The 23,219-nt window shown below is 66.5% G+C and carries 25 protein-coding genes; 9 read left to right on the top strand and 16 right to left on the bottom strand.

All coding sequences use genetic code 11. The features are described 5' to 3' along the window. Positions 1–24 precede the first annotated feature (24 nt). Positions 25–402 carry a TonB-dependent receptor domain-containing protein gene (locus CDO44_RS22655; RefSeq protein ID WP_233146356.1) on the bottom strand — a complete coding sequence of 126 codons (378 nt, stop codon included), beginning with the start codon at positions 400–402 and terminating at the stop codon, positions 25–27. Positions 403–459: 57 nt separating this feature from the next. On the opposite strand from CDO44_RS22655, the gene CDO44_RS27890 reads away from it, so the two are divergent. Together CDO44_RS27890 and CDO44_RS22650 are read left to right on the top strand one after the other, a co-directional pair. After that, entirely contained in the window at positions 460–711 is a 252-nt protein-coding gene (locus CDO44_RS27890) for a LysR substrate-binding domain-containing protein (RefSeq protein ID WP_198951452.1), read from the top strand. Between the two features lie 140 nt (positions 712–851). Then, positions 852–1,739, top strand: coding sequence for an NAD(P)-dependent oxidoreductase (locus tag CDO44_RS22650; protein WP_087782521.1), 888 nt, complete (start codon positions 852–854; stop codon positions 1,737–1,739). Positions 1,740–1,749: 10 nt separating this feature from the next. Here the strand turns inward: CDO44_RS22650 and CDO44_RS22645 are convergent, their stop codons facing one another. The 4 genes from CDO44_RS22645 to CDO44_RS22630 form a co-directional block, all read right to left on the bottom strand. Continuing rightward, positions 1,750–2,529, bottom strand: a complete 780-nt coding sequence (locus CDO44_RS22645; protein WP_369824712.1) for an AraC family transcriptional regulator — start codon at positions 2,527–2,529, stop codon at positions 1,750–1,752. Positions 2,530–2,613: 84 nt separating this feature from the next. Further along, entirely contained in the window at positions 2,614–3,759 is a 1,146-nt protein-coding gene (locus CDO44_RS22640) for a winged helix-turn-helix domain-containing protein (protein WP_087782519.1), read from the bottom strand. A 134-nt stretch (positions 3,760–3,893) separates the two neighbouring features. Then, a complete protein-coding gene (locus CDO44_RS22635; protein ID WP_369824711.1) occupies positions 3,894–4,658 on the bottom strand; it encodes a slipin family protein in 765 nt (254 codons plus the stop codon). A 60-nt stretch (positions 4,659–4,718) separates the two neighbouring features. After that, positions 4,719–6,167, bottom strand: a complete 1,449-nt coding sequence (locus CDO44_RS22630; RefSeq protein WP_087782517.1) for a nodulation protein NfeD — start codon at positions 6,165–6,167, stop codon at positions 4,719–4,721. Positions 6,168–6,562: 395 nt separating this feature from the next. Between CDO44_RS22630 and CDO44_RS22625 the strand changes: the two genes are divergently transcribed. Together CDO44_RS22625 and CDO44_RS22620 are read left to right on the top strand one after the other, a co-directional pair. Next, on the top strand, positions 6,563–6,964 hold the full coding sequence (locus CDO44_RS22625) for a DUF4878 domain-containing protein (RefSeq protein ID WP_087782516.1): 402 nt from the start codon (positions 6,563–6,565) through the stop codon (positions 6,962–6,964). Next, the gene (locus tag CDO44_RS22620) at positions 6,961–7,587 is read left to right on the top strand and encodes a YiiX/YebB-like N1pC/P60 family cysteine hydrolase (RefSeq protein ID WP_233146315.1); all 627 of its coding nucleotides are present in this window, start codon (positions 6,961–6,963) and stop codon (positions 7,585–7,587) included. Before CDO44_RS22625 ends, CDO44_RS22620 begins: the two co-directional genes overlap by 4 nt. Here the strand turns inward: CDO44_RS22620 and CDO44_RS22615 are convergent. Beyond that, positions 7,572–8,195 carry an NAD(P)H-dependent oxidoreductase gene (locus tag CDO44_RS22615; RefSeq protein WP_087782514.1) on the bottom strand — a complete coding sequence of 208 codons (624 nt, stop codon included), beginning with the start codon at positions 8,193–8,195 and terminating at the stop codon, positions 7,572–7,574. The two genes, CDO44_RS22620 and CDO44_RS22615, sit on opposite strands and share 16 nt — an antisense overlap. 111 nt (positions 8,196–8,306) lie before the next feature. Here CDO44_RS22615 and CDO44_RS22610 point away from each other — a divergent pair, with 111 nt between their 5' ends. Next, positions 8,307–8,918, top strand: coding sequence for a TetR/AcrR family transcriptional regulator (locus tag CDO44_RS22610; RefSeq protein ID WP_233146314.1), 612 nt, complete (start codon positions 8,307–8,309; stop codon positions 8,916–8,918). Next, positions 8,908–9,780, top strand: a complete 873-nt coding sequence (locus CDO44_RS22605; protein WP_087782512.1) for a PepSY domain-containing protein — start codon at positions 8,908–8,910, stop codon at positions 9,778–9,780. Before CDO44_RS22610 ends, CDO44_RS22605 begins: the two co-directional genes overlap by 11 nt. A 15-nt stretch (positions 9,781–9,795) precedes the next feature. Here the strand turns inward: CDO44_RS22605 and CDO44_RS22600 are convergent, their stop codons facing one another. From CDO44_RS22600 to rpmH, 9 genes are all read right to left on the bottom strand, one after another. After that, positions 9,796–10,401: an ATP-dependent Clp protease proteolytic subunit gene (locus tag CDO44_RS22600; protein ID WP_087782511.1), complete on the bottom strand. Its 606-nt coding sequence runs from the start codon at positions 10,399–10,401 to the stop codon at positions 9,796–9,798. A gap of 41 nt (positions 10,402–10,442) precedes the next feature. Beyond that, on the bottom strand, positions 10,443–10,802 hold the full coding sequence (locus CDO44_RS22595; RefSeq protein WP_087782510.1) for an SRPBCC domain-containing protein: 360 nt from the start codon (positions 10,800–10,802) through the stop codon (positions 10,443–10,445). Continuing rightward, the gene (locus CDO44_RS22590) at positions 10,799–11,113 is read right to left on the bottom strand and encodes a helix-turn-helix transcriptional regulator (protein ID WP_087782509.1); all 315 of its coding nucleotides are present in this window, start codon (positions 11,111–11,113) and stop codon (positions 10,799–10,801) included. Before CDO44_RS22590 ends, CDO44_RS22595 begins: the two co-directional genes overlap by 4 nt. Before the next feature lie 54 nt (positions 11,114–11,167). Further along, on the bottom strand, positions 11,168–11,668 hold the full coding sequence (locus CDO44_RS22585) for a YaiI/YqxD family protein (RefSeq protein WP_087782508.1): 501 nt from the start codon (positions 11,666–11,668) through the stop codon (positions 11,168–11,170). Between the two features lie 5 nt (positions 11,669–11,673). Next, positions 11,674–13,044: a tRNA uridine-5-carboxymethylaminomethyl(34) synthesis GTPase MnmE gene (gene mnmE / locus CDO44_RS22580; protein ID WP_087783069.1), complete on the bottom strand. Its 1,371-nt coding sequence runs from the start codon at positions 13,042–13,044 to the stop codon at positions 11,674–11,676. A 312-nt stretch (positions 13,045–13,356) separates the two neighbouring features. After that, positions 13,357–15,030: a membrane protein insertase YidC gene (yidC, locus tag CDO44_RS22575; RefSeq protein ID WP_087782507.1), complete on the bottom strand. Its 1,674-nt coding sequence runs from the start codon at positions 15,028–15,030 to the stop codon at positions 13,357–13,359. A 237-nt stretch (positions 15,031–15,267) separates the two neighbouring features. After that, on the bottom strand, positions 15,268–15,603 hold the full coding sequence (gene yidD, locus CDO44_RS22570) for a membrane protein insertion efficiency factor YidD (protein ID WP_087783068.1): 336 nt from the start codon (positions 15,601–15,603) through the stop codon (positions 15,268–15,270). Between the two features lie 123 nt (positions 15,604–15,726). Further along, positions 15,727–16,095 (bottom strand): ribonuclease P protein component, encoded by a 369-nt coding sequence (locus CDO44_RS22565; RefSeq protein WP_087783067.1) that lies wholly within the window; start codon positions 16,093–16,095, stop codon positions 15,727–15,729. A gap of 73 nt (positions 16,096–16,168) precedes the next feature. Continuing rightward, entirely contained in the window at positions 16,169–16,303 is a 135-nt protein-coding gene (gene rpmH, locus CDO44_RS22560; RefSeq protein ID WP_008650850.1) for a 50S ribosomal protein L34, read from the bottom strand. A 390-nt stretch (positions 16,304–16,693) separates the two neighbouring features. Here rpmH and dnaA point away from each other — a divergent pair, with 390 nt between their 5' ends. From dnaA to gyrB, 3 genes are all read left to right on the top strand, one after another. Further along, positions 16,694–18,205 (top strand): chromosomal replication initiator protein DnaA, encoded by a 1,512-nt coding sequence (gene dnaA / locus CDO44_RS22555; RefSeq protein ID WP_087782506.1) that lies wholly within the window; start codon positions 16,694–16,696, stop codon positions 18,203–18,205. Positions 18,206–18,446: 241 nt separating this feature from the next. Then, the gene (gene dnaN, locus CDO44_RS22550) at positions 18,447–19,553 is read left to right on the top strand and encodes a DNA polymerase III subunit beta (RefSeq protein WP_087782505.1); all 1,107 of its coding nucleotides are present in this window, start codon (positions 18,447–18,449) and stop codon (positions 19,551–19,553) included. Between the two features lie 275 nt (positions 19,554–19,828). Next, on the top strand, positions 19,829–22,222 hold the full coding sequence (gene gyrB, locus CDO44_RS22545; protein ID WP_233146353.1) for a DNA topoisomerase (ATP-hydrolyzing) subunit B: 2,394 nt from the start codon (positions 19,829–19,831) through the stop codon (positions 22,220–22,222). A gap of 27 nt (positions 22,223–22,249) precedes the next feature. Here gyrB and CDO44_RS22540 read toward each other — a convergent pair whose 3' ends face one another. Continuing rightward, the gene (locus tag CDO44_RS22540) at positions 22,250–23,164 is read right to left on the bottom strand and encodes a LysR family transcriptional regulator (protein WP_158213389.1); all 915 of its coding nucleotides are present in this window, start codon (positions 23,162–23,164) and stop codon (positions 22,250–22,252) included. Positions 23,165–23,219 lie beyond the last annotated feature (55 nt).

Below are 23,219 nucleotides of genomic sequence, written 5' to 3'. Positions count from 1 at the left end.
GTGTTCGCCAGTCCCCCCTGGCGGCTACCAGCGATAGGTGGCGGTGGCTACCACGGAGCGCGCCGGTCCGTAGTAGCAATTGCCGAATCCGCAGTTGGCGATGTAGGTCTTGCCGGCAAGATTGCGCAGGTTCAAGGCCAGGCTCCAGCGGTCGATGTCGTAGCCAAGCATGGCATCGAAGATCGTGACGGCCGGAATCTTCGCGGACGCCGTTTCGTTCTCGCCCCGGGTCGTGCCGGTATAGCGCATGCCCAGGCCCACCTTTACGCCGCTCGCGAAGCGATAGTCGCCCCATATCGACAGCCTGTGGCGGGGCACGGCGGTTGCCTGCTTGCCGATCTCGTCGGGATTGGCGCTGGCCGTGACGATGGCCCGGGGCGTGAAGCTGTAGGAAGCCGTCACGTTCAATTGGGGCGCCAGTGCGGCCGTGGGGGCAATTTTCTCCGGGCGGGCGTGGCAGTGCCGGAGCCGGTAGTCACTTCCAACAACCCGGCGACCACCATTCAACTGGTTGCCGCGGGTGTCGGCGTTTCAGCCGTTCCGCAAACGATGATGCATGCCGAAGAGCGGATTCGCCGCCTGGCCCGCGTGCGCGTTGAAAGCATGCTGCAGGCGGTGCCGACTGCGCTGGTCTATCGCGCGAGCAGCGCGAATCATCAGCATCTGCTGCGGCTCCGGGAAGCGATGGCGGCGACGATGCGGGCCGCTTGACCTGCCCTGTCCTGGCTTTGCCTGGACGACCGGTACGGCATCACAAGCGTTCAAGACGTCCGGCCGGGGATCCGGTGTACTCCGTGGAAGGCCGTCTCTGGCCGAGTCGGCCCTCGCTCCCCGTCTCATGGATGACACACATGCCCATCGGTTTCATCGGACTCGGCATCATGGGCCAGCCCATGGCCCTGAACCTGGCGCGCGCCTCGGTGCCGCTCGTGGTCTGGAACCGCTCGCCGGAGAAGGCCGGTCCCCTGCGGGCGGCCGGTGCGGCGGTGGCCGCCACGCCCGCGGAGGTGTTCGACTGCGCGGACACGGTCATCATGATGCTTGCCACCGAGCAGGCCATCGACGCGGCGCTTGGCCGCGACCCGGGCACGTTCGGTGTCGGCGTGGCGGGCCGCCTGGTCGTCAACATGGGAACCACCTCGCCCGCGTACTCGGCGGCGCTGGATGCCGACATCCGGGCCGCCGGCGGACGCTACCTGGAAGCGCCCGTTTCGGGTTCGCGCAAGCCTGCCGAGGCGGGCGACCTGGTCGCGATGCTGGCCGGCGCGCCCGACGACGTCGAGCGCGTCGCATCGCTGCTGGCGCCGATATGCCGCGAGCGCGTCGCCTGCGGCCAGGTGCCGGCCGCGACGCTCATGAAGCTGGCGGTCAACACCTTCCTGATCGCGATGGTCACGGGCCTGGCCGAGGCCTTTCATTTCGCGCGCGGCCATGGCCTGGACCTGCCGACGCTGGATGCCATCCTGGCAGCCGGTCCCATGTCCAGTAGCGTATCGCGCGTGAAGGGGGCCAAGCTGGTGACGAATGACTTCGAAGCCCAGGCCGCCATTGCCGATGTGCTCAAGAACAGTCGCCTGGTGGCGGAGGCGGCCCGGCGCGGCGGCTTGGCGTCGCCGTTGATCGACGTCTGCCATGCGCTGTATGCCGAGACCGCGGGGCTGGGGCTGGAGCGCGAGGACATGGTGGCGGTGGTGCGGGCCATCGAGGCGAGGACGGCCGGCCGCATCCTGGCGTCGTGACGCTTTGTCCTCAGGCCTGCGCGTTCCGCCACTGCGCCGGCGCCAGGCCATAAGCGCGCTTGAACATCCGGGACATGTGGCTTTGGTCGGCGAATCCCGCTTCGGTGGCCGCCGCGGCAAGCTCCATGCCTCCGCGCAGCAAGGCGCGTACTTTGTCCAGTTGCCGCATGGTACGGAAATGGCTCGGGCTGGTGCCGAATGCCGAGCGGAACTGGCGGGCGAGCGTCCAGCGATCCAGGCCGGCCACCCGCTCCAGTTCCGCTGCCGCGCGCCGCAGCGAGGGATCGGCGGCAATCAGGTCCCGCACCCTCGCCAATGCGGGAAGCGCCAGGGCCGCCGGTGCGGCAGGCGGGATGCCGGCATGCCGCCGCAGCAGGCGCACGACTTCCAGCATCAGGTCCAGGCTGCCGAGCTCGTCCAGTTCCTGGTCGATGTCGGACAGCCCTAGCGCGAAGAGCCTTTGCATGTGCCCGCGGCCGATGACCGGATCGGGCACGAACGGCAGCGGCTGTCCGCCCAGGGCGTCCTGCACCAGTGCCGGATCGATGTAGAGGATGCGATAGTGGAATCCCTCGGCGGTGCCGGCCGCGCCGTCGTGCATTTCGTCGGGATGCAGCACGTGCCCTTCGCCGGCCATGCAATAGCGCTGCGCGCCGCGGTAGCGGAAGGTCTGTACGCCGCGCAAGGTCATGCCGATGGCGTAGGTATCGTGGCGGTGCGGCGCGAAGGCAGGCCCGGCGAAGGCGGCGTCCAGGCGTTCGATGCCGGGAGTGCCGGATCCGCGATGCAACCGGCATGCGGGCAGGCTCTTCCCGGCAGCGGGCGGACGCAGGCCGCGCAAGGTAAGGGATGCGCCCACGCCCGACATGTCCGTTCAGCCCCGCTGGAACCGCTCGAACCGATGCAAGGCTTCGTCGATGGCCGCCTTCCATGCCGGGCGCTGCCGGGCGATCCACGTCCACTTCTGCACCAGCAGCCGGCCGGCCTGGCGATCCATTTTCAGGTCCAGGGCGGCGACGATCTCGTCGCCCACCAGGACCGGCAGCGCGAAGTAGCCCAGTACGCGCTTCTCGGGCGGCACGTAGGCCTCGAACCGGTGTTCGTAGCCGAAGAATCCCTGGAGCCGCTTGCGCTGGATGACCAGCGGATCGAAGGGCGACAGGATATGGGTCATCGTCGAAGGCGCCGCCCGCGCCGCCGTTTCCAGCCGATCCGGTTCGACCCAGTGCTGGGCCTTGGGCTGGCCTTCGATGTGCACCGGCACGAGCCGCTTTTTCCTGGCCATCGCGTCGATCTGCGCACGCACGGCGGGCTTGGCGGCCGGGTTGCCATAGCAGATGGATTCCAGGCTGGCCATGCCCTGGGAGCGCAGCGCGCGTTGCAGCAGATAGCGTGCGAAGCGTTCTTCGCCCAGCGGGCGCGGCCGGCGCTGCCAGCCGAAGTGCCGGCCGGGCAGTTCGTAGGTCTTGAGCATGCCGGTGCGGCGGCTGACCGTCAGGTCGCCGACGAGGAAAGCCAGCCGCAAGGCGCGCCGCGACGGCTTGCGGCTGGCCCACGGATGCGTCTTCTCCACCAGCACCTCGTCGTCGATGTCGCGGATCGAGAGCGGCCCCTCGTCGCGGATGCGGCGCAGCAGCGCGGCGTAGTTCTTCGGATCCACGCTGTCGAACCAGCGGCTGGGATTGGCGCGGTGCTCGTCCATGGCGGCCACGAAGAACTGGTAGTCCGAGGTAGGCACGTAGGCCAAGGCGTGGGTCCAGTATTCGAAGACGTTCTTGTCCTCGGACTGCGCGTGGGCGAGGTCGGCCCGGCGATAGTCCGGGATGCGCGTCTGCAGGATGTGGTGGTGGCAGCGCTCGATCACGTGGATGGTGTCGATCTGCACATAGCCCAGGTGCTCGACGGCGCGCTGCACGGCCTGCGGCCCGCTGCCGAAGGGCGCGGGCTCGTCCAGCTTCTGGGCGCTCAGCCAGATCGAGCGGGCCTGGGACGGCGAGATGGCATAGGACGGCGACGACATGTTTCCCCGGGGATCGTGGTTTCGGCGGGAGGCGGGTCCGCCCGGATCGCTGCGGTGCCGCAGGTGGCGGCGCCGCGGGAGAAACTCTACCTGAAGATGCCGGGCCGGGCGATGAAACGGCCGGGCCCGGTCGATCATGTACCGGACGTCCCGGGCCCGGGCGCTCGCGCCGGAGCCGCCGTGGCGGGCGTCCCCGATCCCTGGTCGAAGATGCGGCGCAGCATGTCGATGGGCACGGGGAAGATGATGGTGGATGACCGGTCGTTGCTGATGTCGTACAGCGTGGAAAGAAAGCGCAGCTGCATGGCTTCGGGTGCGGCCGAAAGCGTCTGGGCCGCTTCGACCAGGCGCTGGGCCGCCTGCTGTTCGCCCTCGGCGTTGATGATGCGGGCGCGCCGGTTGCGCTCGGCCTCGGCCTGGCGCGCAATGGCGCGCACCATGCTTTCGTCGATGTCCACGTGCTTGATCTCGACATTGGCGACCTTGATGCCCCAGTCCTCGGTCTGCCGGTCCAGTATTTCCTGCAGGTCGGCATTGAGCTTGTCGCGCTCGGACAGCATTTCGTCGAGTTCGTGCTTGCCCAGGACCGAACGCAAGGTCGTCTGCGCCAGCTGGCTGGTCGCTTCCATATAGCGCTCGACCTGGATCACCGCCTTGTCCGGATCGACCACGCGGAAATACAGGACCGCGTTCACCTTCACGGACACGTTGTCGCGCGAAATGATGTCCTGGCTCGGGACGTCCAGCACGACGGTGCGCAGATCCACCCGTACCAGTTGCTGGACGAAGGGGATAAGGATGATCAGGCCCGGGCCTTTGACGCCGCTGAAGCGGCCCAGCGTGAACACCACGCCGCGTTCGTACTCGCGCAGGATCCGTATCATCGACAAAAGCACCATCACCACCAGGACGGCGAGGATGACGTAGGGAACGATGGCGATCACCATGGTGCGTGCTCCTTATCCGGCAGTGGGCGCCTGCGCCCGTACGATCAAGGTAAGTCCGTCGCGGCCGGTCACCTCTACGCCGGTGCCGGGCGCCAGCGGCCGGTCGCTGCGCGCCCGCCAGCTTTCTCCGTGGATGCGGACCTGGCCGCTGTCTCCCGACCACGACAACACAGTGCCGCTTTTCCCGATCAGCCCATTGGCGCCGGTGACGACCCGGCGCCTGTGGGCCCGTACCACCGATGCGAGAACCACCGCCAGCAGCAGGCCGCTGGCCGCCGCGGCGGCAATGACGACCGGAAGCGACAATTGGAAGCCGGGAATGTCGCCGTCGAACATGAACAGCGATCCCAGGGCAAAAATGGCGACGCCGCCTATGCCGAGGAGGCCGACCGTAGGGGTCACGGCCTCCGCCGCCATCAGTCCGATGCCAAGGAGTACGAGCCCGATGCCCGCATAGTTGATGGGCAGCAGGTTCAGCGCGAACAAACCGACCACCAGCGCCACGGCGCCCAGTACGCCTGGGAAGACGCTGCCCGGGCTCATCAGCTCGAAGATGATGCCGTAGATGCCGAGCAGCATCAGGATGTAGGCGATATTCGGGTTGGTGATGATCGCCAGGAACCGGGTCCGCCAATTGGGTTCGACCGGTACGACCTCTGCCCCTCGCGTCTCCAGTCCCACTTCCTTGCCGTTGACCTTGACGCGGCGGCCGTCGGCTTGCGCCAGCAGGTCATCGAGGTCCGCCGCCACGAGTTCGATCACATTGCGGTCCCGCGCCTCGCGCGCGGGGATGCTGGCGGACTGGCGCACCGCTTCTTCGGCCCAGTCGGCATTGCGGCCATGCATGTCGGCCAGGCTGCGAATGAATGCCACGGCATCGTTGACGGCCTTGCGGCGCATGGCGTCGGCCGCGCCCGGCTCTTCGGCGGCGGGGACCTTCCCGTGCGCGTCTTTGGTGCCGTTTCCTTCAGGACCCTTTCCGTCCCGCGACGGCGCGTCTTCTCCAGGCGAGCCGCCCATGTTCACCGGCGTGGCGGCACCCGTATTGGTACCGGGCGCCATGGCGGCCAGATGGCTGGCATAGAGCAGGTAGGTGCCCGCGCTGGCGGCCTGCGCGCCGCTGGGCGCGACATAGGCGAGGATGGGAATGGGCGAGGCCAGCATCAGGCGGATGATGTCGCGCATCGAGGTGGCCAGGCCGCCTGGCGTATCGATGCGCAGGACGATGGCGTTCGCCTTGCGCCGGGCCGCGGTCTCGAAACCGTGCTGCAGGTAGCCGGTGGTGGCCGGGCCGATGGCCCCCTGGACATCCAGCAGAATGACGGACCGCGGCGTCGCGGCCGGCTCCTGCGAGGGAGCGGCCATGGAAACGGACAGCAGCATGACGAAGGCCGCCAGAAGCCCCGTCGCCTGCCTCAGGGCTTGCTTGTTCCGCTGGTTGTGGACGTCCTGCACACGCATGGCGTCTCCTTGGCCTGGCGACATGCCGGAACGACGGCTCATTCCCCGCAGGCACTTGTCGAGCATAGGCCCGGCATACGCGAATAGCAATCCGGCCCTCGCCAGCAAGCGGCGTTCCCGGGCGTCCGCTCATGCCAGCCAGGCCGCGATGTACTGCCGCAGGAAATCCGTGAACCGGGCGATGTCCGAGTGTTGTTGTGCGTCGCCCTTCATCGTCGGTGCGGCCGCTCCATGCGACGCGATCGGACACAAATCGCCATACAGCACATCGGGTTTCGTTTCGGTACGGCGCCGAGATCTCGATCCATGGAACCAAGCCGGCGAGGATCGCGGGCTATCATTGCGAACTTCGTCCGGCTTCCCGGCTTCCTCTCATCACAATTAGGAATCGTTCGATGCGTCTTGCTCGTCCCTTCTCGCTATTCTTCCTCGCGCTGTTCGCGCTCGTCCTTGCCGCATGCTCCGGCGGCAAGCCCGAATCCTCGATCGAAGCGTTCTACCGCGCGGCCGAGAAGGGCGACGTCGAAAAAGCCACCGAGCAGATTTCCTTCGCCCAGGTCCCTGCCGCGCAAATGGTGCAGGCCAAGGGCAAGGTCCAGATGATCGTCGGCGAGATGCAGAATCGCATCAAGGCCAACGACGGCCTGGACAAGATCCAGGTGGAGGAGTCCACCGTCGACGAAGCCGGCAAGACCGCGCAGGTGCGCGTCAAGATCAAGTACAAGAACGGCAAGGACCAGGGCCAGACGCACAAGCTGGTCAATGAAGACGGCCACTGGAAGATCTTGCTGAAGTGACGAGCCATGCCCTGGCCTTGCGGTGCTGCGCGCTCGTCCTGGCGCTGCTGGCCGGCGCGCTGCGGGCGGAGGGCCTCCCCGTGCTGCCGCCCGGCGCGCGGGCCGGAGACCTGATCTTCCGCGAAGGGACCGAGGCGGTCAGCGCCGCGGTCATGGCCATCGACCGCGGCGCTTTCAGCCATGTCGGCATGCTGGTGGGCGAAGCGGGGCGGTGGCAGGTGGTGCATGCCACGCCGTCCGAAGTGCGCGGCCGGCCCGACGGCGTCGTGCTGGACCCACTGGCGTTTTTCCTCGACCCCGCGCGGTCGAAGCGCCACGCGATCTATCACATCGAAGCCGGCGATGGACAGCGGCGCAGAGCCGTCGAGCATGCGCTAGCCATGCAGGGGCGCCCGTTCCGCATCGCCGATCCGGCGGGGACCTACTGCACGGAGCTGGTATGGAAGGCCTGGAAGGATGCCGGGCTGGACCTGGACGTGCAGTTCACCGCGCTGGCGTTGCCGCTGCTGCCGGGCCGCTATCTGCTGCCGAGCGACCTGCTTGCGTCGCCGCGGCTCAGGCCGCTGGCCCCGGCCGCGCCGCCAGACCGCCCGGGGCTCCTGCGGACTCACGCCGGGCAGTAGGCTTCATGTGACGCCTTGTGCGTGGCTGCCCGTTTTCCTATTGCGCGCGCGGTTTCGAAAAGCGCGGACAGGTCCGTCCCGTTGGTTCCGGCCAGCAACTCGGACGTCACGACGGGGGCGCCGCAGTAGTCGAAGATGCCGTGGTCGATCTGCGTCCTCATCGCGCCGAAGTAGCCATGCCGCGCATAGGTGCGCAGGTCCGCGCCGCCAATCGCCGCAAGGTGGATGGGCAAGTGCTGCAGCTTTTTCTCCACCGTCGCCGTGCCGGGGTTTTCTTCATAAGCCCAGCCATTGGCGAAGACGCGATCTACCCATCCCTTGAGCAGGCCCGGCATCGACCACCAATAGACGGGGTAGGCCAGCACCAGCGCGTCGGCCCGGTCTATGCGCGCCTGTTCGGCCGCGACGTCGGCCGGCAGCGGCACCTCGCGCCGATACGCGGCCAGGTCGTGAGCGGTGAACCGCGGATCGAAGCCTTCGGCCGCGAGATCGGCAAGCTCGGCGCTGTGCCCGGGACCGGCCTGGGCGACGCCGGCCGCGATCTCGGCGGCGATCGCATGGGTGAGCGAAGACGGATCGGGATGCGAGATGACGATGAGTACATGCATGGGACGCTCCTTGGCGCAGCGCCAGGGCGCCGCTATATACCTTTGGTAGGTTACCAAAGGTAGGCTACTATTGGTACATTAGCCATGTCAACCCTATGGAGTCCGCGGGCGATGACCCAAGCCCCTTCTCGCCGCCGTCTTTCCCGCGACGAACGCTACCAGCAGCTGGTGGATGCCGCCTGGCAACTGGTGGGTGAAGAAGGCACCGAGGCGCTGACCCTCGGCCGGCTGGCCGAACGGTCGGGGGTGACCAAGCCTGTCGTGTACGACCACTTCGGCACCCGCCTGGGATTGCTGGCCGCCCTCTTCAAGGCCTTCGACGCGCGACAGAACGCCCTCATGGACGAGGCATTGCAAACCTGCGCGCCCACCCTGGAAGCCGTCGCCGGCGTGATCGCCTCGTCATACGTGGAGTGCGTACTGCGACAGGGGCGGGAAATCCCGGGCATCATCGCCGCGCTGGCCGGATCCCCGGAGCTCGAGGCGATCAAGCGAGAGCACGAAATCGCCTTCACCGAGAAATGCCGCCGCGCGCTTCTGCCCTACGCCCCGGGGCGCAGGATCGCGCCGGCGGGTTTGTGGGGAATGCTGGGAGCCGCCAATGGGCTTTCGTATGCCGCGGCGCAGGGGCAGATATCGGCCAGGCAGGCGGAAGACGAATTGCGGGCGATGATAGTCGCGATGGTCGAGCGCGGCGGAAAGGCGGGACGCGGTGGAGGCTGAGGAAGCGCCTCTCAGCGCCAATGCCCGCACAACTCGTCGATCAAGCCGCGCAGCCAGCGGTGCAGCGGAGTGGCTGGACCTGCACAACCTGCTCGGCATCGTCACGGGCGCCTGGGTGCTGACCGTCGGGGTCACCGGCTTCGTCAATTCGCTGCATGATCCCATCGCCGCCCAGGTCCGCGTGGGCTTCATGGCCCTGACCGCGAGCTATCGCGACGCGCCGCCCCCCGAGCGCCTGGGCTCGATCGACGCGGCCATCGCCCGGGTCCGCCAGGCCGCGCCCGACATGGCGCTGGTGTCGGTCTGGTTTCCCGGCACGCGCTTCAGCACGCCGCACCACTACGCCGTCTTCACGCGCGGCAACACGCCCATCACGTCGCGCATGCTCAGTGCGGCGCTGATCGACGCCGAGACCGGCCGGATGATCCCCGTGCCCGACAACCCCTGGTACATCGATGCGCTGTTCGTCTCCCAGCCCCTGCATTTCGGCGACTACGGGGGGCTGCCGATGAAGATCCTGTGGGCCGTGCTCGACGTGATCGCCATCATCGTGCTGGGCAGCGGCCTCTACCTGTGGCTGGGACGGTCGCGCGGCGCCGGGGCGCCGCGCAGCGAGCGCAGGCAAGCCGGCGCCGGGGCGTTGCAGGACCTGGACTTGAGTACGAACCTGGGCCGCGTGCAGACCGGGGAATCGCAATCCTCGTGGAAGATCTTCCGCATTCCCGCGTGGCTGGCCGTGGCCAGCGCCGTGGGACTGGCCTCGGCGCTGCTGGGCGATGGCGGCTGGGACGCGCTGTCGTGGGGAATGCTGGGAATACCGCTGGCGGTGATCGCCTGGGCGGTCGGGCGCCGGCGGGGCTAGCCGCCGGCGGCCTGCTCACAGGCCCAGCTCGCGCCGGGGCAGGATGCGGTCGATCAAGCCCCACTCCAAGGCTTCCTCGGCCGTCATGTAGCGATCCCGGTCCAGCGTGCGCTCGACCTCCTCGTACGAGCGCCCGCAATGCTCGGCATAGAGCTTGGTGATGCGCCGCTTCGTCTTCTGCATTTCCTCGGCGTGGATGAGGATATCCGACGCCTGGCCCTGGAAACCCCCCAGGGGCTGGTGGACGTGGATGCTTGCATTGGGCAGGGCGGCGCGGTGTCCCGGTTCGCCGGCCATCAGCAGGAAAGAGCCCATCGACCGCGCGGTGCCCATGCAAAGCGTGTGCACCGCCGGCTTGATGTACCGCATGGTGTCGTACATGGCCAGGCCGCTGGTGATCACGCCGCCGGGCGAGTTGATGTACAGATGGATCGGCTTGTCGGGGTTCTCGGCTTCCAGGAAGAGCAGTTGCGCGCAGACCAGCGACGAAACCGCGTCATTGACCTCGCCCGTCAGGAAGATGATCCGTTCGCGCAACAGGCGGGAATAAATGTCGAAAGACCGTTCTCCCCGGCTGGATTGCTCGACCACCATGGGGACGAGTTGCATCGTGTCGTGCATGAGGGCTGTCCTTGGGTTTCCGATGGATGCGTCATGCGGCATCACGCCGCGAGCATGACCGCGAAGCACGCGTCGTTCGCCGCTGCCGGCGGTTTTCCGGACAGCCGCTCGTCCGTCAGGCTGTGCACGATGCGCAAGACCGTGCGCCCTTCGTCGATGGGACGGACGGTGAACGTCACGGTGCTTTCCAGGAAAGGCGGCTCGTCCTCCCGGATCCGGTAGCGCACCTCCTCCCCCGGTACGGACGAGACCGGCTCGGGCTGCGCCAGGGCCCCGGAAGGCAGCCATCGCTCGCGCAGCTCCGGGATGTTGAGGGCCCGCCAGACCTTTTCCGGCGGAGCGTCCAGCTCGTACTCGAACTCCAGGCTGCCGGCCGCATCGCCGGTTTCGATATCGCTCATTGGTCCATGTCCTTCAGCAAGGCCTTCAGGGCGTCGACGCGCGCAGGCCAGTAATTGCGGTACTTCGCCAGCCACCGGATCAGCAGCGCCAGGCCGTCGGGATCCACTTCGTAGTTCACGAAGCGGCCCTGGCGCTCTTCGCGCACCAGTCCGGCGCCGCGCAGCACCGCCAGGTGCTGCGACATGGCGGACTGGCTGATGGCCATGCCCTCGCGCAGCGCGGAGGCGTTCATGCGGCCCATGGCCAGCTTCTCGAAGATCGCGCGTCGCGTGGGATCGGCGAGCGCCTTGAAGATTGCGTTTTCCAGCATGTCGACATATTAGCCGATACTAATGTGTCGAGCAAGATCGCCGAGATTCGCGAGTCAGGTCCGCCCGGACGTACCGCCCTGCCCGCCGGCCAGGGCGGTACGCAGAAACCGGTCCAGCGCATTGCCGAACGCCCGCCGATCCGCCTGGCTGAACGCCGCCGGCCCGCCGGTTGCCACGCCGCTGGACCGGAGTTCCTCCAGCATGTCCCGCATGGCCAGGCGCTCCCCTATCGTCGCCTCGGTGTAGCGTTCGCCGCGCGGGTTCAGGACCGCGGCGCCCTTCTTGAGCACCTCGGCGGCCAGGGGAATGTCGCCCGTGATCACCAGATCGCCCTTTGCCGCCTGTTCGGCGATGTAGGCATCGGCCACGTCGAAGCCGCGCGGCACCTGCACCGCGTTCACCCAGCGCGACGGCGGCGTGCGCAGCATCTGGTTGGCGACCAGCGTCACGGGCACCTCGCAGCGATCGGCGGCGCGGAACAGGATGTCCTTGACGACGGCGGGGCAGGCGTCGGCGTCTACCCAGATGCGAAGGGAGGTGAGGGAGGGGGTCATTGGCTTTATTTCCCGATGCAGAACCGCGAAAAAATCACCCCCAGCAAATCGTCGCTGCTGAACTCCCCGGTAATCGACGTCAACGCCTCGTGCGACAGCCTCAGTTCTTCCGCGAACAAATCCAGCACCCGGTCGCTTTGCGCCGCGTGTTCCGCCGCCAGCTCCAGGTGATTCGCGGTCGCCAGCAATGCGTGGATATGCCGCTCGCGCGCCAGGTAGGGCGATTCCGCCGAGGGATTCCATCCCGCGATGGCCAGCAGCTCGCGCTTCAAGTCATCCAGGCCCTGCCCCGTCTTGGCCGATACGTGCAGCCGCTTGGCGCCCGCGGCCTGGGGCTGCTCCACGTGGCCGCCCTCGACCAGGTCCATCTTGTTGACGACTTCCAGCACCGGCGTGCGCGGCGGCAGCCGGGAGGTGATGGCGGCATCGAGCTCGGGCCCCGGCCGGGTCGCATCGATCAGGTGCACGATGACGTCGGCCTTGCCGATCTCGGCCCAGGTGCGCTCGATGCCGATGCGCTCCACCGCATCCTCGGTCTCGCGCAGGCCGGCGGTATCGACCACGTGCAGCGGCACGCCGTCGATGTCGATCTGCTGCACCACCTTGTCGCGCGTGGTGCCCGCGATGGGCGTGACGATGGCGGCATCGAAGCCGGCCAGCGCATTGAGCAGGCTGGATTTGCCGACGTTGGGCTGGCCGGCCAGCACCACGTGCAGCCCTTCGCGCAGGATGGCGCCCTGCCGCGCCTGGGACAGCAGCCGGGCCAGGTCGGCCTGGATCGCGGCCAGGGTTTCGCGGGCCTGGTACTTTTCCAGGAACTCGATTTCTTCCTCGGGAAAGTCCAGCGTCGCCTCGACCAGCATGCGCAGGTGCACGATGCGGTCGGCCAGGCCATGGACCTCCGACGAGAAGGCCCCCGTCATCGAGGCCGCCGCGCTGCGGGCCGCGGCTTCCGACGAGGCGTCGATCAGGTCGGCCACGGCCTCGGCCTGGGCCAGGTCCATGCGGTCGTTCAGGAAGGCGCGGCGCGTGAATTCCCCCGGCTGGGCCAGGCGCATGCCCATCTCCGCGCCCGCCTGCAGGCAGCGCGCGAGCAGCCGCCGCAGCACCACCGGGCCGCCATGCCCCTGCAATTCGAGCACGTGTTCGCCGGTATAGGAATGCGGCGCCGGAAAGGACAGCGCGATGCCTTCATCGATGATGCCGCCGTCGGCATCGCGGAAAGGCAGGTAGTGCGCATGCCGAGGAACCAGGGTGCGGCCGAGCAAGGCCTGCATCAACGCATCCAGCGGCTGGCGCGCCGAGACACGGACGACCCCGATCCCGCCGCGTCCGGCGGCCGTGGCAACGGCGGCGATGGGGTCCTGGTCGGAGATCTTCGTGGACATGCGTGGGAAGCGGTCCTGGCAGGGGTTACCCGCACTGTAAAACAAAAACAAAAGGCCGCTCCGGTTGCCCGAAACGGCCGTGGGGGAAGCCTACCCCGCGCGGCAGGAGGATCCGCGGTGCCCTGGATCTAGTACGGCTTTCTTGGATAGTGGCACGGTTGCTACCGCTGGCAGCCAGCGAAGCACAGGTGCCCCGCCCCAAGATAACGGTACCAGACCCAGGATGCGGTGGATCCGGCGCCGCCGGTCCACTCGCATCCCCCTCTTGAGGGGGACGCGCGCAGCGCGGAGGGGGTGGGCCTACTTCGTCGCCTGCCTGGTAACCACCCATTGCTGGGCGATCGACAGGACGTTGTTCACCACCCAGTACAGCACCAGGCCCGCGGGGAAGAAGAACATCATGCCGCCGAACACCAGGGGCATGATCATCATGACCTTGGCCTGCACGGGATCGGGCGGCGTGGGGTTGAGCTTCATCTGCAGGAACATGGTGGCCATCATCAGCGCCGGCAGGATGAACCACGGATCGGGCGAGGCCAGGTCGTGCACCCACAGGATCCACGGCGCGTTGCGCATTTCCACGCTGGCCAGCAGCACCCAGTACAGCGCGATGAACACGGGCACCTGCACGATCATCGGCAGGCAGCCGCCGATCGGGTTGATCTTCTCGGTGCGGTACAGCTCCATCATCGCCATGTTGAGCTTCTGGCGGTCGTCGCCGAACTTCTCCTTGAGCGCCTGCATGCGCGGGGCGACCTTCTTCATCCGCGCCATCGACTTGTAGCCGGCGGCCGACAGCGGGAAGAACACCGCCTTGATGATGACGGTCAGCGCGACGATGGTCCAGCCCCAGTTGCCCAGCATTTTGTGCAGCCAGGTCATCAGCAGGAACAGCGGCTTGGCGATGATGGTCAGCCAGCCGTAGTCCACCACCAGGTCCAGGCCCTGGGCCACGGCTGCCATGGCGGACTGGTCCTGCGGGCCGATCCACAGCTTGGCGTCCACGGTGTTGCCCGTTCCGGGGGCCAGCGTGCCGACCGGCTCGATGGCGCGCACGGCGTACAGGTTGGCGCCGACCTTGGACATGTCGTAGGTGCGGGCCACGCCTTCGGGCGGCACCCACGCCACGGCGAAGTAGTGCTGGATCATGCCCAGCCAGCCGTCGTTGGCCGACTTGGTGAACGAGGCCTTGCCCTTTTCGATGTCGGAGAAGCTGACCTTCTGGAACTTGCCTTCGGCCGTGTAGACCGCGGGGCCGGTGAAGGTGCTGTAGAAGTGGCTTTCGCCGGGCGGCTTGTTGCCGTCGCGGGTCAGCTGGAAATAGAGCGAGGGCGAGACCGGCTCGGTACCCACGTTCGCCAGGTTGTGGCGCACGTCGATGGCGTACTGGCCCTTGTGCAGCGTGTAGGTCTTGGTGACCTTGACGCCCGCGCTTTCGGCCTCGAACGAGATCTCCAGCTTGTCCCCGTTCAGCTCGCGCGCCGGCGTGGTGACGCGGAAGGGCGTGCGGTGCGTGGGGTACGAAGCGCCGTTGGGCGCGCCGATGACGCCGCTCTGCGCCAGGTAGACGCGCTGGGCGGAATCGTCCAGCAGCACGGTCGGGCGGTCGCGGTCTTCGATGTCGGCGTGCTTGAGCAGCTCGGCCTTGACGATCTGGGCGCCCACGGTATCGAAGGTCAGGCGCAGCACGTCGGTGGTGACGACGACTTTCTCGGCGGGGGCCGCCTGCTGGGCTTGCTGGGCCTGCGGAGCGCTGCCGGGAACGGCGTCGGTGCCTGCGGCGGGCGCGCCGGCCGGCGCGGCCGTCGGTACGCCCGCCTGGTCAGGCGGATTCTGCGGAGCCTGGGTGGTCGCCGTCTTGGCCGGCGTGGAGCCGAACATCGAGGGATGTCCGTTGTACTTCTGCCAGCCATCCCACAAGAAAAGCAGGGAGAGCGAGAAGATCATCCAGAGGATGGTGCGTTGCATGTCCATGGACGGATAGTTCCAGTCGTCGTCGCGGCAAAGTCCGCTAGTGTAGCTGAGGCTTCCCCCTACGCGCTGACGCGCAAGGAAGGCCCACCCCCTGGCGGCCTGCGGCCGCTCCCCCTCAAAGGGGGCGATGCGAGCGGACTGGCGGAGCCAGATCCGCCGCATCCTGGGTCTAAAGGAGTAGGGGCAGTGGGTTCTGTTTGATTCTCCATATGGGCAGGATATCTGCCATTTCACTCCCTACCGTTCAGACCGCATCCAAAACGCCAGTCGTCGCCAGCCTGGTTTTACCCCGGGGCACAGCGGATCGGGCTTTGCCGGTCCGTCGGTGCCGCCCCCTGGGGGGCGCGCGTCAGCGCGTAGGGGGGGGACCATGTCCAGTCCGCCGTTTGCATAGGGGTGGCAGCGGCAGATGCGGCGCAATCCCAGATAGGTGCCGACGGCGGGGCCGTGGCGGTCGATGGCTTCCATGGCGTAGGCGGAACACGTCGGGGTGAAGCGGCAGGACTGGCCGATCCAGGGGCTCAGGAAATACCGGTAGAAACGGATGGGCCAGATCAGCAGGCGGCGCGGCAGGGTCGAGCCGGCCGGCAGCGGGTTGCTATGGTTTTCCGTCACGATGGGCCCCTGTTGCGGGAAACCGTCCCGCTTGCGACCGCCTTCCGGATCCGGAGGCGGGCTGCCCGGTGTGCCGTCCGCCTAGGCGGGCCGGTGGTCGTGCGCCTTGATCGCGCGGGCCAGGTGGCTGTCGATTTCCTGCCGGGCCTGGCGCTTGAGCGAAGTCAGCGAACATTGAGGAATGCGGGCATGCAATCTCAAGACATAATCGCCGGCCGGCAGTTCCGCGCGCCGCAGCCGGAAGGCTTCGCGCGCCACGCGTTTCAGGGCGGCGCGGCTGACCGAGAGCGGGGCGAAGCGCTTGCCTACCACCAGGCCCAGCCGGGGCTGGGCCGAAGGCGCCACGCTCAAAACAAAAAGCGCCCCTTTCGCAAGGCGGCGCCCTTTCAGCGCAGGGGCGAATTCCGCCGGACTGCGCAACCGCGCGGTGCCGGGAAACGACGCGCGCAGGTTCAACGGTGTAACGCTACGACGCCGGCTGCCCCGCCGGCGGAACCGGCCGGAACGACGGCCGGCACGGCCGTCAGATGGCCAGGCGCTTGCGGCCCTTGGCGCGGCGGGCGTTGATGACGGCGCGGCCGCCACGGGTCTTCATGCGCACGCGGAAACCGTGGGTGCGCTTGCGACGGGTGACGGAAGGTTGATAGGTACGTTTCATGACGGTTCCTGCTGAGTTCCGGTATGGGTATGAAAGCCGCCCCGGAAGCTTGCGCAATCCCGGCCTGCCCGTAAGCCCGGCGCAGCCGGCACCTGTCCTTGTAAAAAGGACTGCGCGCGCATGCCCGGCATGTATCAGAGCGGAAAGACTGCCAACCCAGGGTCTTGGATCAGTCCGAATTTCGTCCTGAAATTCGGAAAGCCCTCCATACTGTCAAATAAATTCAATGTTGTCAATCAGTTAGCGCTACCCAGCGGATGGGTTTCCCTGTCGCGCCTGTGGATAACTCGCGCCCGGAGGAGTAGAATTGGTGGTTTCGGGACCGGCCTATAGAACATCCTCTGCACCCCCTGTCCTGTGTGGGTGCACCGGTCTTTTTTAGCGAGATTCATGGAAGATTTTTGGCAAAACTGCGCCCGGACGCTGGAGCAGGAACTCACTCCTCAGCAATACAGCGCCTGGATACGCCCCCTTGTACCGCTTGCCTTCGACGAGGCTGAATCGGTGCTTCGGGTCGCGGCGCCCAATCGTTTCAAGCTGGACTGGGTGCGCAGCAATTTTTCCGGCCGTATCGAATCTCTCGCGGCGCAGTGGTTCCAGCGCCCGGTGCAGGTGAAGTTCGAACTGGATGCGCCGCGCATGGCCGTGCCATTGCGTCCGCCCGCCCCGCCGGCGGCGCCGGCCGACAACGGCAATGGCCACGGCGCCAACGGGCATGCCGCACCGCGTCCGTCCGCGCAGATTCCCCCTGGCTTTCCCGGCGACCCGGTCTCCACCGCGCAGTCGGCCGCCGCCCGAGCGGCCCAGAAGGCGTCCGAGTCGCCCCGTCCCGCCCCGCGTGCCCCCAAGGCCGAGGCGAGCGAGGCCACCGGCATCTACGAGCGCTCGCGGCTGAACGTCGAGCTCACGTTCGAGAATTTCGTCACCGGCAAGGCCAACCAGCTGGCCCGCGCCGCCGCCCTCCAGGTGGCCGAGAACCCCGGCACCTCGTACAACCCGCTGTTCCTCTACGGCGGCGTGGGGCTGGGCAAGACCCACCTGATCCATGCCATCGGCAATTCCATGATGGCCGAGAACGCCGCCGCCCGCGTGCGCTACATCCACGCCGAGCAGTTCGTGTCGGACGTGGTCAAATCCTACCAGCGCAAGGCCTTCGACGATTTCAAGCGCTACTACCATTCGCTCGACCTGCTGCTGATCGACGACATCCAGTTTTTCTCGGGCAAAAACCGCACGCAGGAAGAATTCTTCTATGCCTTCGAGGCCCTGGTGGCGCTGCGCAAGCAGATCATCATCACCAGCGACACCTATCCGAAGGAACTGTCCGGCATCGACGACCGGCTCATCTCCCGCTTCGATTCGGGCCTGACCTGCGCGATCGAGCCGCCCGAGCTGGAAATGCGGGTGGCCATCCTGCTGAAGAAGGCGGAAACCGAGGGCGTGCACCTGCCCGAAGAGGTGGCCTTCTTCATCGCCAAGCACCTGCGCAGCAACGTGCGCGAGCTCGAAGGCGCGTTGCGCAAGGTCCTGGCCTATGCCAAGTTCCACGGCCGGTCTATTACCGTGGACGTGTGCAAGGACGCCCTGAAGGACCTGCTGTCGGTGTCCAACGGCCAGATCACGGTCGAGAACATCCAGAAGACCGTCGCCGACTTCTACAAGATCAAGGTCGCGGACATGTACTCCAAGCGGCGGCCGGCCAACATCGCCTTGCCGCGCCAGATTGCCATGTACCTGGCCAAGGAGCTCACCCAGAAGAGCCTGCCCGAGATCGGCGAGCTCTTCGGCGGACGCGACCACACCACGGTGCTGCACGCGGTGCGCAAGATCTCCGAATCGCGCGCCAAGCAGGCCGAGCTGAATCATTCGCTGCACGTGCTCGAGCAAACCTTGAAAGGATGACGAACCGACGACGAATTTCAGCCGGGACCTGTGCATTGGATTGTGGACAAGCCTTGGGGCATTTCCGGACAACTCGACGCCTTTTTTTTCGATCGAAGGTTGTTCATGGTTATGCGATATGCTCCACCCGGTTCTCCACCATCCAAAAAACTGGACAAGTTCTTGATTTATAATGTTTTTTTGAAGAAGTTCCAGTTATTCACAGGGTCCTATTAACTACCAACCCAAAGAAGGATTGGATATGCAATTGGTCAAAGCCTCACGCGACGCGTTGCTCAAGCCGCTCGCGACCGTTTCAGGCATCGTGGAACGGCGGCACACCCTGCCCATCCTCGCCAACATCCTGTTGCGCAAGGAAGGCAACCGCGTGTCGTTCGTTTCTACCGACATCGAGGTTCAGATCACCACCCATGCCGATTTCGGCGTGGGTGATGCGTCTGAATCCACCACGGTGGCAGCTCGCAAACTGCTCGACATCCTGCGCGCCCTTCCCGATACCGGCGACGTGGCCTTGTCGCTGGCCAACAAGAAGCTGTCGGTCCAGTCCGGCAAGAGCCGCTTCGCGCTGCAGACCCTGGCGGCCGAAGAGTTCCCGACCGTGGCGCAGCCCGCTTCGTGGAACGCCTCGCTCACGATGACGCAGAAGTCGTTCAAGCACCTCCTGAACATGGTCCATTTCGCGATGGCCCAGCAGGACATCCGCTACTACCTGAACGGCATGCTGCTGGTCCTGGACGGCAACAACGTGCGCTGCGTGGCCACCGACGGCCACCGCCTGGCCTATTGCGCGGTCGCCATCGACGCGGACGCGCCCAAGCAGGAAGTCATCGTTCCGCGCAAGACCGTGCTGGAACTGCTGCGCCTGCTGGAGGACAGCGAAGATCCCATCGAGATCTCGGTCGCGGCCAACCAGATCAAGTTCGTGTTCGGCGACGTGGAGCTGATCTCCAAGCTGGTCGAAGGCAAGTTCCCCGATTACCAGCGGGTCATCCCGCAGGGCTATACCAAGCATTTCCCGATAGCCCGCGAAGCGTTGCAGCGCAGCCTGCAGCGCGCGGCCATCCTGACCACCGACAAGTTCAAGGGTGTGCGGATGCAGATGGCCGATCACGTGCTCAAGATTTCCGCCAGCAACGCGGAGCAGGAAGAGGCCCAGGAAGAACTCGAGATCGACTTCGGTTTCGACCCCCTGGACATCGGCTTCAACGTGAGCTACCTGCTCGACGTGCTGGGCAACCTGAAGGCGGAAACGGTGCAGTGGAGCGTGGGCGATGCCAACTCCTCGGCGCTGATCACCCTGCCCGACAACGCGGACTTCAAATATGTCGTGATGCCGATGAGGATTTGACCCCCCCTACGCGCAAGGGAAGCCCACCCCCTCGCGCTGCGCGCGCCCCCTCGAGGGGGGCGGCCGTAGGCCGCAAGGGGGTGGGCCCTTCAACGCTTTAGTTTTTCCTGCAGGGCGGTGGTATGCGCCCGCGCAGAGTGGATGGTTGCAAACTTATGGTCGAACAGAACACCGCGCCCGATACGGGCGAGATCGATACTAGCCTCGCTGCCAATACGGTGGTGGACGCCCCCGTGTCCGCGTCGTCGGACTCCTACGGCGCCGACTCCATCAAGATGCTGAAGGGGCTGGAGGCCGTGCGCAAGCGGCCGGGCATGTACATCGGCGATACGTCCGATGGGACAGGCCTGCACCACATGGTGTTCGAGGTGGTCGACAATGCCATCGACGAAGCGCTGGCGGGCTATTGCGACGAGATCGTCGTCACCATACACACCGATAATTCCATTTCGGTGACAGACAACGGACGCGGGATTCCCACCGACGTGCACAAGGACGACGAGTTCCAGCGCAGCGCCGCGGAAATCGTCATGACCGAACTGCACGCCGGCGGCAAGTTCGACCAGAACTCGTACAAGGTCTCGGGCGGCCTGCACGGCGTGGGCGTGTCCTGCGTGAACGCGCTGTCCGAGTGGCTGAAGCTCAGCATCCGCCGCAACGGCGAGCTGCACCAGATGGAATTCCGCCGCGGCGAGCGGGTCGAGCCCCTGAAGGTGACGGGCAAGACCGACAAGCGCGGCACCAAGGTGCAGTTCCTGGCCGATACGCTCATCTTCTCCAACGTCGAATACCACTACGAAGTCCTGTCCAAGCGGCTGCGCGAGCTCTCGTTCCTGAACAACGGCGTGCGCATCAAGCTGGTGGACGAGCGCCAGGGCAAGGAAGAGGATTTCGCCTTCAGCGGCGGGGTCAAGGGCTTCGTCGAATACATCAACCGTTCCAAGACGGTGCTGCATTCCAACGTGTTCGCCGTCGCCACCGAGTCGTCCGCCGGCGGCGTGCCGGTGGGCGTGGAAGTGGCCCTGCAGTGGAACGACAGCTACACCGAAAACGTGCTGTGCTTCACCAACAACATCCCTCAGCGCGACGGCGGCACGCACCTGACCGGCCTGCGCGCGGCGATGACGCGGGTGATCAACAAGTACATCGACGAGAACGAGCTGGCCAAGAAGGCCAAGGTGGAAACCACCGGCGACGACATGCGCGAAGGCCTGACCTGCGTGCTGTCGGTGAAGGTGCCCGAGCCCAAGTTCAGCAGCCAGACCAAGGACAAGCTGGTCTCCAGCGAAGTGCGTCCCGCCGTGGAAGACGCCGTTGCCCGTAGCCTGGAAACCTGGCTGCTCGAGAACCCCAACGACGCCAAGGCCCTGTGCGGCAAGATCGTCGAGGCCGCCCGTGCCCGCGAAGCGGCGCGCAAGGCCCGCGAAATGACGCGCCGCAAGGGTGTGCTGGAAGGCGCCGGCCTGCCCGGCAAGCTGGCCGATTGCCAGGAAAAGGACCCGTCCAAGTCCGAGCTCTACATCGTGGAGGGCGACTCGGCCGGCGGTTCGGCCAAGCAGGGCCGCGACCGCAAGTTCCAGGCCATCCTGCCGTTGCGCGGCAAGGTGCTGAACGTCGAGAAAGCCCGTTTCGACAAGCTCATCAGCAGCGAGCAGATCACCACCCTGATCACCGCGCTGGGCACCAGCATCGGTCCCGACTTCAACATCGACAAGCTGCGCTACCACCGCATCATCATCATGACCGACGCGGACGTGGACGGCGCCCACATCCGCACGCTGCTGCTGACGCTGTTCTACCGTCAGATGCCGCAGCTGATCGAGCACGGCTACATCTACATCGCCCAACCGCCGCTGTTCAAGGTCAAGGTCGGCCGCGAGGAGCGCTACCTGAAGGACGAGGCCGAGGAAACGGCCTTCATGCTGGATCTCGCGCTCAAGGACGCCAAGCTCTATCCCACGGCCGACGCCGAGCCCATTACCGGCGAACCGCTGAAGGAACTGGCCCGCCAGTACAACCTGGTCGACGCCGTGATCGAGCGGCTGTCGCGCATCATGGACGTCGCCACCCTGTCGGCCATCGTGCAAGGCCTGGAGATCGATCTTTCCAGCCAGGACCAGGCCGAACTGTCGCGCCAGCGCCTGCAGGCCGAACTGGAAGACCCCGCGATGCCGGGCGTGGTGCATGCGAAGGTGGCGATCGACGAGGAAACTCAGCAGCCCAGGCTGGAGATCCACCGCAATCACCACGGCAACATACGCGTCACCGTGATCGACCAGGCCTTCATCAACGGCCCCGACTACAGCGTGCTGCGCAACGGCGCCAAGACCTTCCAGGGCCTGATCGGCACCGGTGCCAAGGTGGAACGCGGCGAAGGCGACAAGCGCCGGGACCTGGCCGTGGCCGACTTCCGCGAAGCCATCCAGTGGATGCGCGCCGAAGCGGAACGGTCGATCTCCAAGCAGCGCTACAAGGGTCTGGGCGAGATGAATCCCGGCCAGTTGTGGGAAACGACCATGGATCCTTCCGTGCGCCGCCTGCTGCGCGTGCAGATCGAGGACGCCATCTCGGCGGACGAGATCTTCACCACGCTGATGGGGGATCACGTCGAGCCGCGGCGGGCGTTCATCGAGACGCACGCGTTGATGGCGGGGAATATCGACGTCTGAGGGCGGCGGACCCGGGCGCCAGGATGTTCAGTTTGGCGCCCGGGCGTCGTCCATGCCGCGCAGCAATTCCTCCAGCGTGGCGCGCGCCGCCTCCCCTGCGGGACTCAACGGCCGCGCGGTACTCCACACGATGCTGACGCCGCGCTGGATGGCCGGTTCCGCAATCGGGATGAAGGCGATGCCGTCCACCACGGCCGGGACCGGGCCGATGCGGGGCCGGATCGTATAAAGGTCCCCGTGCCGCATCAGCGCGGTGATCAAATGGCTGGAACTGGCGTTCAGCACGGGACGCACTTCGCGCCCTATGCCTGCCGCGGCGCTATCGACCAGCCGTCGCAGCCGGTTCGGCGCAATGGACAAGGCCAGCGGATACGACAACGCATCCCCCAGCGGCATGGACGCGGGCAGCGCCGGGAAACCGTCCGCCGGACCGCAGAAGCAGAACACCTGCCGTCCGCATTCGACCGCATGCAGGCTCGTGTCCGAACTGCCTTCGGGCAGCACGCCGATGTCGGCCTCGTTGCCCGCCATCCATTTCGTGATGGCGTGGCTGTCTCCTTCCAGCAGCGTCAACCGCACCAGCGGATGGCGGTCGCGCATGGCGCCGAACAGGACGGGCCCGAGCTGGTCGGCCAGCGAGGTGGGAATGGCCACGGCCAGGTCGCCGGCCGGTTCCGTGGCGACGCGCGCCATGGCCGCTTCCGCCTCGGCCACGTCGCGGAAGATGCGCCGCGCATGGGCAATGAGCTGTTCCCCCGCATTCGTGGGCTGCACGCCGCTGGACGAGCGTTCCAGCAGCGGCGTGCCCAGCGATTCCTCCAGCAGCCGGATCTGCCGCCCTACCGCGGGCTGGGCGCGCAGCAGGCGGGCGGCCGCGCGATTGATGCTGCCTTCTTCCACCACCACCAGGAACGCGCGCAGATGATCGAGATTGAGTGCCACGCAGCGTCTCCAGGCTCGGCCGCTATCCATTTTTTTTAGAAAAGCTCTAAAGGAA

The organism is Pigmentiphaga sp. NML080357, assembly GCF_002188465.1.
GTDB lineage: Bacteria > Pseudomonadota > Gammaproteobacteria > Burkholderiales > Burkholderiaceae_B > Pigmentiphaga.
Note: the sequence above shows the minus strand (reverse complement) of the source record. Positions and strands in the feature narration are given on the sequence as shown.

Bases quoted from the DNA above. Each gene is read 5' to 3' on its own strand.
- CDO44_RS22635 (WP_369824711.1), bottom strand. From the start codon at position 4,658: ATGGTGCTTTTGTCGATGATACGGATCCTGCGCGAGTACGAACGCGGC.
- CDO44_RS22650 (WP_087782521.1), top strand. From the start codon at position 852: ATGCCCATCGGTTTCATCGGACTCGGCATCATGGGCCAGCCCATGGCC.
- CDO44_RS22585 (WP_087782508.1), bottom strand. From the start codon at position 11,668: ATGACCCCCTCCCTCACCTCCCTTCGCATCTGGGTAGACGCCGACGCC.
- rpmH (WP_008650850.1), bottom strand. From the start codon at position 16,303: ATGAAACGTACCTATCAACCTTCCGTCACCCGTCGCAAGCGCACCCAC.
- dnaA (WP_087782506.1), top strand. From the start codon at position 16,694: ATGGAAGATTTTTGGCAAAACTGCGCCCGGACGCTGGAGCAGGAACTC.
- gyrB (WP_233146353.1), top strand. From the start codon at position 19,829: ATGCTGAAGGGGCTGGAGGCCGTGCGCAAGCGGCCGGGCATGTACATC.
- CDO44_RS22615 (WP_087782514.1), bottom strand. From the start codon at position 8,195: ATGCATGTACTCATCGTCATCTCGCATCCCGATCCGTCTTCGCTCACC.
- CDO44_RS22630 (WP_087782517.1), bottom strand. From the start codon at position 6,167: ATGCGTGTGCAGGACGTCCACAACCAGCGGAACAAGCAAGCCCTGAGG.
- CDO44_RS22640 (WP_087782519.1), bottom strand. From the start codon at position 3,759: ATGTCGTCGCCGTCCTATGCCATCTCGCCGTCCCAGGCCCGCTCGATC.
- CDO44_RS22625 (WP_087782516.1), top strand. From the start codon at position 6,563: ATGCGTCTTGCTCGTCCCTTCTCGCTATTCTTCCTCGCGCTGTTCGCG.
- CDO44_RS22600 (WP_087782511.1), bottom strand. From the start codon at position 10,401: ATGCACGACACGATGCAACTCGTCCCCATGGTGGTCGAGCAATCCAGC.
- yidC (WP_087782507.1), bottom strand. From the start codon at position 15,030: ATGGACATGCAACGCACCATCCTCTGGATGATCTTCTCGCTCTCCCTG.
- CDO44_RS22590 (WP_087782509.1), bottom strand. From the start codon at position 11,113: ATGCTGGAAAACGCAATCTTCAAGGCGCTCGCCGATCCCACGCGACGC.
- CDO44_RS22595 (WP_087782510.1), bottom strand. From the start codon at position 10,802: ATGAGCGATATCGAAACCGGCGATGCGGCCGGCAGCCTGGAGTTCGAG.
- dnaN (WP_087782505.1), top strand. From the start codon at position 18,447: ATGCAATTGGTCAAAGCCTCACGCGACGCGTTGCTCAAGCCGCTCGCG.
- CDO44_RS22610 (WP_233146314.1), top strand. From the start codon at position 8,307: ATGACCCAAGCCCCTTCTCGCCGCCGTCTTTCCCGCGACGAACGCTAC.